The sequence below is a fragment of the Hydrocoleum sp. CS-953 genome, assembly GCF_002260545.1.
GTDB lineage: Bacteria > Cyanobacteriota > Cyanobacteriia > Cyanobacteriales > Microcoleaceae > Trichodesmium.
The window spans coordinates 1-11,849 of the sequence record NZ_LGSU01001386.1; the positions used below are offsets into that span (position 1 = coordinate 1).

Consider the following 11,849-nt stretch of genomic DNA (forward strand, 5'->3'; position numbering starts at 1 on the left):
CCCCACACTGCCCACACTTCCCACACTTCCCCTTCTCCTCACACTCCCGATCTATGAGATCCCTTCAGGAGTTCTATACAATGGAGAGTTCTTAATATTATGGATTAGAGTAGGATTGAAACCATAGTAATCTCATAATAAATTACCTTTAAGAGGATTAAAAAAATTATTCTTGACTAAAAAGTGGTTTTATGATAATCCAATAAAAAAATCTCACAAACCAATGAACTATGTACCCGTTGATAAAATTTACCAGATTCTCATAGCCGTTCCCTTAACTGGACTTTGGGTATTGGACACTACTGCGCTCCTACCATTAGATATCTCCGAAAATAATGGTAGGGTCGGAATAATTCCATGGCCAATATTTTCCGCTCAAACCGCATTAGCTCAACCATCGACTCAACCAATAGTTCCCGAACCAAACTCAACTAACACAGTAGTAACTCCGGTAACACCATCAAACAATTCTTCTCAAACCCGCTTCGATATTACAGGAGGAAAACGATCGGAAGATAATGCAAATCTTTTTCATAGTTTCACTAGATTTAATCTGGAAAAAAACCAAATTGTTAACTTTATATCTAACCCCAATATAAAAAATATTCTAACTCGTGTTACAGGTGGAGATGCTTCTGTAATTAATGGTTTAATTCAGGTAACAGGAGGAAATTCTAACTTATTTATTATGAACCCCGCTGGTGTTATTTTGGGTAAAAATGCTAGATTAGATATACCTGCATCTTTTGTCGTAACTACTGGTTCAAGTATTGGTTTTGATGATGGTTGGTTTAATTCTAGAGGTGAAAATAACTACGATATTTTAACAGGAAATCCCAGTGCTTTTTCCTTCCCGATGACGAATTCTGGAGCAATAATCAATGAAGGTGAATTAACTGTTGAACCAGGAAAAAGTGTAACTTTATTGGGTGGAACAATAATTAATACAGGTAAAATATCTGCACCTGGTGGTGAAATTACAATCTCTACAGTTCCAGGAGAAAATTTAGTCCGCATTAGTCAAGAAGGGCGTTTGTTAAGTTTAGAAATAAAAACGGAAGATGGAGAAAGTTTAAGCACAAATTCTACAGAAGAATTACCAACTTTAAATGCTTTATCTATACCAGAACTTTTAACTGGTAATAGTGAAGTTATGGAAATGGCTACTGGAGTGATGGTTAATGATGATAATCAAGTAGTTTTGACAGGTTCTAATCAGGTAATTCCTACAGATTCAGGTACAACTATTGTTTCTGGTTCTCTGGATATTTCTTCGGCAGAAAATTCGGAATTGTTAAATACAAGTAGAATCAATATTTTGGGAGAAAAAGTAGGATTATTTGATGCGAAGCTGAATGCTTCTGGTATTCATGGGAGTGGAAATATTAGAATTGGTGGAGACTTTTCAGGTTTAGGAACTGTTCCTAATGCTAGTCGTACTTATGTTGATGAAAAGACACAAATATCTGCTACATCTTTTTTAGGCGAAGGAGGTAATGTTGTTATTTCGAGTGTGGAAGAAACTATATTTTTAGGAAAAATAGAAGCTGTTAGTTATATTGGCGAAGAGTCTGTTTCAGTAGAACAAAACCCTACTGAAAATATAGTAGAAATTTCTAGTCAAGGAACTTTAATTTTTGATGGTACTGTTAATTTAGGTTCTCCAAATTCTTTGGGAAATTTATTATTGAAGGCTGAAAATATTAATGTTGTAGATGGAAATATCGATCTAGAAGATAATGATTTAACTGAAGAAACGGCAACAGAATCTGAAATTGCTGAATCATCAATGGAAGATAATGATTTAACTGAAGAAACGGCAACAGAATCTGAAATTGCTGAATCATCAATAGAAGATAATACTTTAACTGAAGAAACGGCAACAGAATCTGAAATTGCTGAATCATCAATAGAAGATAATCCTTTAACTGGAGAAATAGCAACAGAATCTCAGATTACTAAATCATCAATAGAAGATAATCCTTTAACTGGAGAAATAGCAACAGAATCTGAAATTGCTGAATCATCAATAGAAGATAATCCTTTAACTGGAGAAATAGCAACAGAATCTCAGATTACTAAATCATCAATAGAAAATATATCAAATACAAATATTAGGATCGAAGCATCAGAAAACATAACTATCAACAATTTATCTGAAGCTGAATTAAACTTAGCAAATACAAGAGGTAAAATCTCATTTATAGCAGATAGTGACCAAAATAATTTAGGTTCATTTACGATAGATTCAGAAAATACTATTAATACTCAAGGAGCAGGAATTAGTATTTCTGGAACAACAATCAATACAGGTACTATTAATACAAAAGGAGGAGAACTAAATCTTAGCAGTAGTCAAGGTTTTGTTATGTCTAATAACTTATCTACCGCTAATTCAAATACAACATTAGAAAGTAATGGAGGAGATATAAATATTGATGCTCAGGGAGATGTTATTACAGGAGAAATTAATTCCAGTGGAGACTCCAGAGGTGGAAATATTAATCTCAATAGTCAAACAGGTAGGATTGAGATTACAACAGTAGGTATAGATGCTAGTTCTGCAAATGGTAGGGGTGGGAATATTACGATAAATTCTGCTACCGATATTGATACAGAAAATATTAATGCTGAAGGTAAACAAAGTGGTGGAAATATTGATATTACATCTGAAAATACTCTCAACCTTCGGCGAATATCAACATCAAGTGACAGCATAGAAACTGGCAATATTTCTCTGACTGGAAACGAAATTAACCTTTTAGGTGGAGAAAATAGTATTAGTAGTAATGGAAAACTTACTCTACACTCAGCATCAGAAAATCAAAATATTACTCTGGGAGGGTTTGAAAATACAGAAGCGCTTAACCTAACAACATCAGACTTAGCAACTTTGGTAAATGGTTTTGCATCTATTACCATCGGGAAATCTGAAAATTCCGGTACTATTACTATATATTCTCCAGAAAATAACAACAACAATGGAGTGAGATTTCACGATCCCCTGACTATCCAAGCAGAAACAATTACAGGTACAGGTACAATAACTGGAATAGATGGTGCCAAAATTACTCTAAATGCTAATCGTGATATTCTCACTGGCGATATTTCCGCGCCTGGAGACATTAGCATTACTAGCATTCAAGGAGATGTCAAGGTTGGAGATGTTACCACAAATACATCAGAAAATAGTATGGGCAACATTGATATTGTCACCGGGAGTGGTGCTATAGAAACAGGAAAACTAACTACTACAGGAACAACAATAGGAGGAAATATTAATCTGGAGGCAGGCGATCGCCTAACTACAGGTAGAATAAATTCCAGCGCTACATCAGGAAATGCTGGGGAAGTTAAATTGAGTGCGGAAAATGATATTGAAGTTATATCTGTAAAAGCAGAAGGTGGAAATATTGGAGGTAATGTAGAAATTAGTACAGATGATACTCTCAGAATAACAGGTACTTTTTTCAGTCAAAATCAGAATATTGCTAGCATTTCTACTGCTGGAGAATTAGCAGGGGGAAATATTACTATTAGTACAGGAAAAACACCTTTTACCTTAGGAAACGCTACAACTAACGGTTCTGTCGGAGCAATTACAGATGGAAAATTTACCATCTCGCCCGATCGCTCTCTACCCAATAGGTTTGATTTAAAAGAAGTCGAAAACTCTCAACCACAGAATAATAACTCTACTGAAACTATCACAGAATCACAGAGTCAAGAAAGTCAACTGCAACCAGATACAATAGAGTCTAATAATTCTAACGAAGAAAATCAAACTGATACAGTAATTCAACCAGAATTAGTAGAAGCATCAGAAAATCTAGAATTAGTCGAAGTGTCAGACAATATTGAGGTAGAAACACCTCAAGTTCCTATTGACGAAAATAATGAGTTATCCTTAAACACAAACCAAGAAGTACAGATAGCATCTCAAGATNCAACCAGAATTAGTAGAAGCATCAGAAAATCTAGAATTAGTCGAAGTGTCAGACAATATTGAGGTAGAAACACCTCAAGTTCCTATTGACGAAAATAATGAGTTATCCTTAAACACAAACCAAGAAGTACAGATAGCATCTCAAGATCCCGAAGCAAGTTCACAAGTTTTAGACAGTTCTGAAATTACTACCTCAGTCACAGAAAATGTAGATCATCTCCAAACATCCATAAATTCAGAAGAACAAATTCCCCCATTAGTCCTAGAAAATCAAACTACAGTAGAATTAGCACAACCTGATAATTCTCAATTTATTGTAGAAAATTCAGAAACAACTATTCTTTTAGAAGATACAAACTCTAATCTAACTCCACCAGTTTCCGAGCAAACTGTTGCTATAGAAAATCCAGCTCAAGGTAAGTCTTCGCAGAAACTAACTCCAACCATAGTCGTAGAAGAAAATATTACAACTACTGCTTCAGAAATTTCTCCCAAGAATAATTTCCATCAAATTAGCTTAACAGACACCGTATCCCAGATAGAGCTAACCAGAGGCAGAGAATTTGCTAGTTATTTAGGAAAAAATATCTCTAAGAGAACTGCCACAGCAGCAAATATCCGCAATACTCTCAGTAGTGTTGCCAAAATTGGCATCAAACCAGCAATTATATACGTCTCTGCACAACCCAATTATTTACAACTACAATTATTTTTGCCCAATGGTAAACCAGTTGTTAAAAGTATTAAGAAAAGTAGGGAGGAGGTAATGAAGGTTGCTAAAAAATTCAGCAACCAAATTAGAACTCCTAGTCAATTAGATTCTCACGATTATTTATCAAATGCTCAAAAATTATATCAATGGTTGATTGCTCCAATAGCTGAAGAATTGGTAGCTAATAATATAAATATGACAATTTTTTCGATGGATAGTGGGTTGAGAACTATTCCAATAGCAGCTTTACACGATGGTCAACAATTCCTAGTAGAAAAATATAGTTTAGGGTTAATTCCTAATTTTACTTTAACAGATACAAGATATGTCGGATTAAATGGTTCTCAAGTTTTGGCAATGGGAGCATCGGAATTTCCCGCTCATGCTAATCAAACACCTCTACCAGCAGTACCTGTAGAACTTAAAACCATTGTAAATAATCTTTGGCAGGGTAAGTCTTTTTTAAATCAAGAATTTACTCTGGAAAATTTACAGCAACAACGTAGCAAAGAAAAATTTAGAATTATTCACTTAGCTACTCATGGAGAATTTCATCCAGGGAGTGCTGATAATTCTTATATTCAATTTTGGGATACTAAGCTACGGTTAAATGAGTTGCGTCAGTTACGTTTGTATAGTCCCCAAGTTGAATTATTGGTATTGAGTGCTTGTACTACTGCAGTGGGAGACGAAGATGCTGAGTTAGGTTTTGCAGGGTTGGCAGTACAAGCTGGAGTAAAGTCTGCTTTAGCAAGTCTTTGGTACGTTAGCGATACTGGCACATTAGCTTTAATGACTGAGTTTTATCAACATTTGTCAAAAAGACCTATTAAAGCAGAAGCGTTACGAAAAGCTCAATTGGCAATGTTAAGGGGAGACGTGCATTTAGAAAATCGTCATATTCTCCGAAATGGTAATCAACATTTAGCTTTACCATTAGAGTTAGTTAGAGAAGGCAAGAGAGATTTATCTCATCCTTATTATTGGGCAGCATTTACCATGATTGGTTCACCTTGGTAATATGAAGCAGCTCTTAAGGGAAATAAGGAAATTAAAAATCTCACTTTCTTAGACAAAAGCGAGCTTAACTACTGATTGAAAAAAAGTTTCTATTTTCGAGCAAAAATTCCAGATTTACAACTGGGAATACCGAAGCTTAAAATATAGAACAAAATTAATACTAAAGTTTCTATAGTAGTTACCAACTTGATGTTTTACTTACTCAAGATTATTTATATAAGTAAGTAAAAACTTGAGTAGGAGATTTTCAAACTAAAATCATAGCTTAATTATTAATTACTATTTTTCTACAGGTAATCGTCACAATTAACTTATATATTAGGATAGGAGTTGTAAATGTTAAATACTTTAAAAAAATCTGGTTCAGATAATCCATATCTGTTAAGCAGATCTAAGGAAGCAGTTGTTGATGAAATTATTCGCCCAAATGAACTTGGTAGAATCCGCTATCGGGGTAGTATATGGAATGCTAAATGTCTCCAAGAAATTACAATTGATCCTGAAGAGATTGTATATGTGGTAGGTAATGATAATATTACTCTGATTGTAGATACTGTTCCTCATAACGATGATAATTATCCTTGCGAAAACAAGAAAAAATCACCTTCTGTAGCCCCTTTATTTTTCCTTGGTAATTTCTTACTACTGCTCTTAATGTTGTTGTAATTTTCACCACAAATGGCAGAAAAACTTCAATGCATTCATGTCCGCTTTTAAACTTCCATTAGATGCTTATTTTTATTAGTGATGTACTCCCACACAAATATTTCAGTGTGGGATTATCCTACTATAAAATATTCACATTTTAATCAACAAAAAAACTACTAAATCAGGTTAGTCAAATTAAAGCTTTGTCTTAGTTAAAAAATCCACAAATATAAACCGTAATATAAGCAATTATCTGAAGTATTGATCGACTAAGCGTGTCTAGATGATTCAAACAATAAGAGGAGCAAATTTTTATCAACATTATCTGGGAAAATTAAAATTATCGAATAATTATTAATTAAATAATTCAGCTTTATTAGCCTCCCCTTGGCTGCGCCGCGAGCTGTCGCTCTACAAGGGAAAAAAAGTGCTCTTGAATTTCCTTATATTCAATTCCCTTACGGTTTTAACCAGAGGTAATTATCAATTATCCATTAATGAATTACTCCTCTATAGAACCATTTTCTCCTGGAGCTTCAAACTTATAACCTACTTTCCAAACAGTTGTTATATACTCAAAATCACAGCCAGATTCTCTAAGCTTTTTGCGAATCTGACCAACGTGTACATCAGAACACTTTAGGTCTCCCACCCATTCACTATCCCAGACTTTATTGTACAATTCGGAGCGTTTCCAAGCATAGCCAGGCTTACTAGCCATACAAGATAATAAATTAAATTGTATATGAGTTAGAGGAATAATTTTATTCTTAAATTTCGCTTCTCTAGTAGTAGAATCTATTACTAAATCCCCAAATATAAGTTGCTTTGATTTTTTTTGAGAAGGTAGTCTTTGACGCTTCAAGATTGCTCTAATACGGGCACCAAGTTCTACCAAACCAAATGGTTTTGTGAGATAGTCGTCAGCACCTAAGCCAAAACCTTTGACTTTATCCGCTTCATCAACTAAACTGGTTAGCATCAGTACAAACACATCATTATAATTTTGCATTTCCTGACAAAGATGAAAACCAGTAGTATCAGGTAGATTGATATCTAAGACAACTAAGTCTGGTTGAAATTCCTTAAATAAAACTAAAGCTGTTTTACCATCTTCTACTGACTCTACTTGATAGTTTTGTTGACTTAAATAGCGATGAACTAAGTTTCTAATTGCTGGGTCATCATCCACCACAAGAATCTTAATAGATACCATATTAAAACTATCCTATTTTTTCCATCTTTACTTTATAAGTTTAACTGCTAGGGTAATTATCGCAAAATCACCCTTTAGGGGAATGGCCATTTGCCTGTATAGGACTCAGGAAAAAATCATAGTGGTCATAATTGAATAAACAATTACGTATTATATCAAATCCGGTTATACGGTAATCGCAAAATTACTTCCTCAACTTACAGATGTTCTATTGAATACGAATTTAAAAATTCATGCTATTCAAATGCTTTCTTTCTCCTGACTCCTGACTCCTGAGTCCTGAATTCTAGCGCGATACGATAATTAATTACCCGGATTCTATATTAGTCAAATTCAAGCTTTTTATTAGTTACTTTTATTAGTTATAAAATACACAAATATCAACAGCAATATCAGCATTTTTTTGAAGTATTGATCGAATCAGCGTATCCAGGTAATTCAAACAATAAAAGGAGCAAATTTTTATAAAAATTATCAGGCAAAATTCAAATTACTTACTCCTCTAGAGAATCATTTGACGCTGGAGCGTCAAACCTATAACCTATTCCCCGAACAGCTCTTATATAAAAATCACAGCCAGATTCTCTAAGCTTTTTGCGAATCTGACCAATATTTACATCAATACACTTTGGGTCTCCCACCCAGTCACTACCCCAGATTTCATTGCACAACTGAGACCCTTTCCAAGCACGGCCTGGTTCACTAGCCATAAAAAATAATAAATTAAATTCTATGTTCTGCTAAACAAAATGGTTTTGTGACATAATCATAGCTGATATAATTACCGCCCAATCTATCATATAAACTTTCCATTATTATCCGTTCAAAAACATAATTATCACTGTTCATTTCATTATAACTTTCTATTTCGCGATAAAGCTGAAAACCAGTAGTGTCTGGTAAATCATTATCTAAGACAACCAAGTCTGGTTGAAATTCTTTCAACAAAACTAAAGCTGTTGCACCATCTTCTGCAGACTCTACTTGATAGTTTTGTTGACTTAAATAGCGATGAACTAAGTTTCTAATTGCTGGATCATCATCCACCACAAGAATCTTCGGAGACGCCATATTAAAATTATCCTATTTTTTCTATTGTTACTTTACAAGTTTAACTTCTACAGCAATTATAGGATGGTGTCTCCAAAAGAAATATCTTTCCTCATTCTCTTCAAACGTCAAATCCTGGAGACTTGACGACTGCAACCTCAGCCATCAAACCCCCAGGATTTCAAAGACAACTTAAAACTGTAGTGTCTCCTGAGAAGGCAATATTAATTAATTAAGCATTATTTATTCAGCCACAGTAGCCAACTCTGTACTACCAGTGCTGCGCTTTCTTGTTAAGGTATTAAACAGTAACACACCGATGGCCTTAATCAAATTACCCTCTAATTCATTGAACATTTTCATGTTCATGCCAAAAGCAGCGTTCGCCTCATCAACCATTCTATCTGCTGTTGCTTGATCGATGGGTAAATCATTCATTGCCTGACGATAGTTATTCTTGAATGNGTACTACCAGTGCTGCGCTTTCTTGTTAAGGTATTAAACAGTAACACACCGATGGCCTTAATCAAATTACCCTCTAATTCATTGAACATTTTCATGTTCATGCCAAAAGCAGCGTTCGCCTCATCAACCATTCTATCTGCTGTTGCTTGATCGATGGGTAAATCATTCATTGCCTGACGATAGTTATTCTTGAATGCTTTCTCATCTGAAATTTCTGGGAATTCATAGAAAGCAGTACCTTCTCCATCAGTTAAATTCATACCTCTCTGAGCAATTTTCTTGAGAATTTGACCGCCAGACAAATCTCCCAAGTAACGAGTATAGGAATGAGCTACTAACAATTCTGGTTCTTTTTCAGAGATTTCCCTAATTCTCTGTACATAAGCTTGACCAGCATCAGAAGGAGCAACTTGCTCGCGCCAACCAGCACCATAATAAAATTTTAGGTCTTGCTCTAAGCTTTGCTTACGGTTTAGTTCTGGAAAGTAAACCTTGGAAATGATTGGATGTTCCTGGTGGCGTTGCATCTCTTCTTCCATTGCAGAATAAACAAAGTAAAGATTCTTAACTAAAGTCCGGTAGGAAGTCTTTTCTACAACTCCTTTTAAAAAACACTTGACAAAACCTACATTTTCTGCGTTTGTGTGAGCTTTTTTGGTTCCTTCACGCAATTGAGTTGCTAGGTTTACACTCATGTTAAATTCCCTTACTGATACTAAACTATACAATTGGCCGTATCAATTCCTACAGAAACTTAGAAATTAAATTGCCTATTTGAATACCTTAGAATGAATAGATGAAAATTTACGTTAAGAATAATTAAGAAGTAAACATTGACCAAATGATAGATTATCTCTCATACCATTGTACATTGAATTGGCATCTGTGAATCATCAGCAATTTACTTGGATAAGAGGGTCTTAACTGTGAACTTTTGTATTAAAAACTGTTACTTTAATTATAGAGTATCTAGGCCAAAATCAAATTATTAAATTTTCATTAAAAAATTTAGCTTTTGCGATCGAATAATATCCACTTCGCTTGCAGAGTATGACAAACGGAAAAGCTTTTTGACAACAAAATAATCAATCATCTTGGATAATTATGGAATTGCGAGGTATCTGGCTGACAAATGTTGATAGTAAAATTCTCTATTCTAGAGATAAAATTGCTGAAGCAATGAATTTTCTGGTGGAAACAGGATTTAATGTTGTATTTCCTGTGGTTTGGAATAAAGCATTTACTCTCTACCCTAGTCAACTAATGAGAAAAACTTTCGGTCGAGAGATAGATCCTCTATACCAAGGTCGCGATCCTCTAGCAGAGGTCATCACAGAAGCAAAGCGAGTGGGTATGAAGGTTATTCCTTGGTTTGAATATGGGTTTGTTAGTTCTTATAAACAAAATGGAGGGTTGCTACTGAGCAAAAAACCGGAATGGAGAGCTACTGACTGTAGAGGGAATTTATTGGTGAAAAATGGTTTTGAGTGGATGAATGCTTTGGATGAAGAGGTGCAGAATTTTTTGCTCGGTCTGGTCTTGGAAGTTGTGAGAAATTATGATATTGATGGTATTCAGGGAGATGACCGAATGCCAGCATTTCCCTCAGAGGGTGGTTATGATGCGAAAACTATGGCACGTTATCGTCAGCAGTTTTCTTGTTACCCTCCCCAAAACCATAAAAATCAGAAGTGGTTAAAATGGCGAGCGGATATTTTGACAAATTTTTTGGCTCGTTTATACAGAGAAGTTAAAGCAGTTAAACCTAATATTTTGGTTTCAATGGCACCTAGTTTTTATAAGTGGAGTTTCAATGAATATCTCCAAGACTATCCTACTTGGATCAACCGAGAAATTGTTGATATTATTCATCCTCAACTTTATCGTCGTGACTTTTCTAGTTACAAAACTATTGCGCAACAGTTAGTAAGGCAACAGTTTACTAGAAGTAAGTTGAGCAAAGTATTTCCAGGAATTTTAATCAAAGTTGGCTCTTATCGTATTAGTGTGGATTATTTGTTGGAAGCGATCGCCTATAACCGTTCTGTAGGTATTAATGGAGAGGTGTTATTTTTCTATGAAGGTTTGCGAGAGAATAATGATGAGTTGGCTAAAGCATTGAGAAAAGATGTTTATTCCAATTACAGTAGTTTTGATGTTCATAGACCACTGTAGGGAAATTTCATGGAATGTCCCCAAAATATTATTTTCAGGACTTACGCAAGGACGCTATATATAGCGTTACTAATTTAGGCGATATAGCTACCGCACTTGCTCCGCCAACGCTTAAAAATTTATAGCGATATAGCTGCCGCACTTGCTCCGCCAACGCCTCAAGACAACTACCATTGTTAAAACAAGGTTAAAAAACACCTAGAAAATAAAAATAGCCTTGAATTTTATTGTGGGCTTCTTCAATTCTTTTCTCAGATAATCTGAGAGTAATTCATGCTTGATTTTATAGATAGTTTTTCCTAGTTTTACTGCCAATATGCATTAAAAAAATCCAGACTAACATAGCACAGGCTATATAATTTTTCTGAATTTTACTGAGACGACATTGACAAAACTCGCTTGCCTTTAGTTGCTTAATTTCCCTGTGAAACTCTTCGATTTTTCATCTAGTTTGAGACTCAAATTCTAAAGCATCTACTGAAGATTGACCTAAGTCATTAGTTGCAATATATTCTGTCCTGTTGGTAGAAACAGTTGCCCAGAATAGTTTGACTTTCTTATCTCTGGTAAATCCTTTGATTTTAATTATTTTACCTGATATTTTTTCTTATTTATTC

General features: G+C 34.7%; 8 protein-coding genes and 1 pseudogene. 4 read left to right on the plus strand and 5 right to left on the minus strand.

The genetic code is table 11. The annotated features are described in order from the left end of the window. Positions 1–223: 223 nt before the first annotated feature. The 3 genes from AFK68_RS27260 to AFK68_RS27270 form a co-directional block, all read left to right on the plus strand. On the plus strand, positions 224–3,946 hold a 3,723-nt coding region (locus AFK68_RS27260), incomplete at its 3' end, for a filamentous hemagglutinin N-terminal domain-containing protein (protein ID WP_210407651.1). A 766-nt stretch (positions 3,947–4,712) separates the two neighbouring features. Further along, positions 4,713–5,678 carry a CHAT domain-containing protein gene (locus AFK68_RS27265; protein ID WP_371357589.1) on the plus strand — a complete coding sequence of 322 codons (966 nt, stop codon included), beginning with the start codon at positions 4,713–4,715 and terminating at the stop codon, positions 5,676–5,678. 336 nt (positions 5,679–6,014) lie between these two features. Beyond that, a complete protein-coding gene (locus AFK68_RS27270; RefSeq protein ID WP_143438347.1) occupies positions 6,015–6,344 on the plus strand; it encodes an NfeD family protein in 330 nt (109 codons plus the stop codon). 484 nt (positions 6,345–6,828) lie between these two features. On the opposite strand, the gene AFK68_RS27275 is transcribed toward AFK68_RS27270, so the two are convergent. The 5 genes and pseudogenes from AFK68_RS27275 to AFK68_RS27290 all read right to left on the minus strand — a co-directional run. Next, positions 6,829–7,542, minus strand: coding sequence for a response regulator transcription factor (locus AFK68_RS27275; RefSeq protein WP_094676742.1), 714 nt, complete (start codon positions 7,540–7,542; stop codon positions 6,829–6,831). A gap of 494 nt (positions 7,543–8,036) precedes the next feature. Next, positions 8,037–8,252 carry a helix-turn-helix domain-containing protein gene (locus tag AFK68_RS46670; protein ID WP_371357587.1) on the minus strand — a complete coding sequence of 72 codons (216 nt, stop codon included), beginning with the start codon at positions 8,250–8,252 and terminating at the stop codon, positions 8,037–8,039. 13 nt (positions 8,253–8,265) lie between these two features. Further along, complete coding sequence (locus tag AFK68_RS46675) at positions 8,266–8,613, minus strand: response regulator transcription factor (RefSeq protein WP_371357588.1); 348 nt, start codon at positions 8,611–8,613, stop codon at positions 8,266–8,268. A 222-nt stretch (positions 8,614–8,835) separates the two neighbouring features. Continuing rightward, a partial coding sequence (locus AFK68_RS27285) for a biliverdin-producing heme oxygenase (protein ID WP_210407652.1) occupies positions 8,836–9,056 on the minus strand: 221 nt, incomplete at its 5' end. Between the two features lies 1 nt (position 9,057). Further along, a pseudogene (locus AFK68_RS27290) lies at positions 9,058–9,752 on the minus strand (heme oxygenase (biliverdin-producing)); the annotation flags it as partial. Positions 9,753–10,161: 409 nt separating this feature from the next. On the opposite strand from AFK68_RS27290, the gene AFK68_RS27295 reads away from it, so the two are divergent. Then, on the plus strand, positions 10,162–11,232 hold the full coding sequence (locus AFK68_RS27295; RefSeq protein WP_094676746.1) for a glycoside hydrolase family 10 protein: 1,071 nt from the start codon (positions 10,162–10,164) through the stop codon (positions 11,230–11,232). The last annotated feature ends 617 nt before the right edge of the window (positions 11,233–11,849 follow it).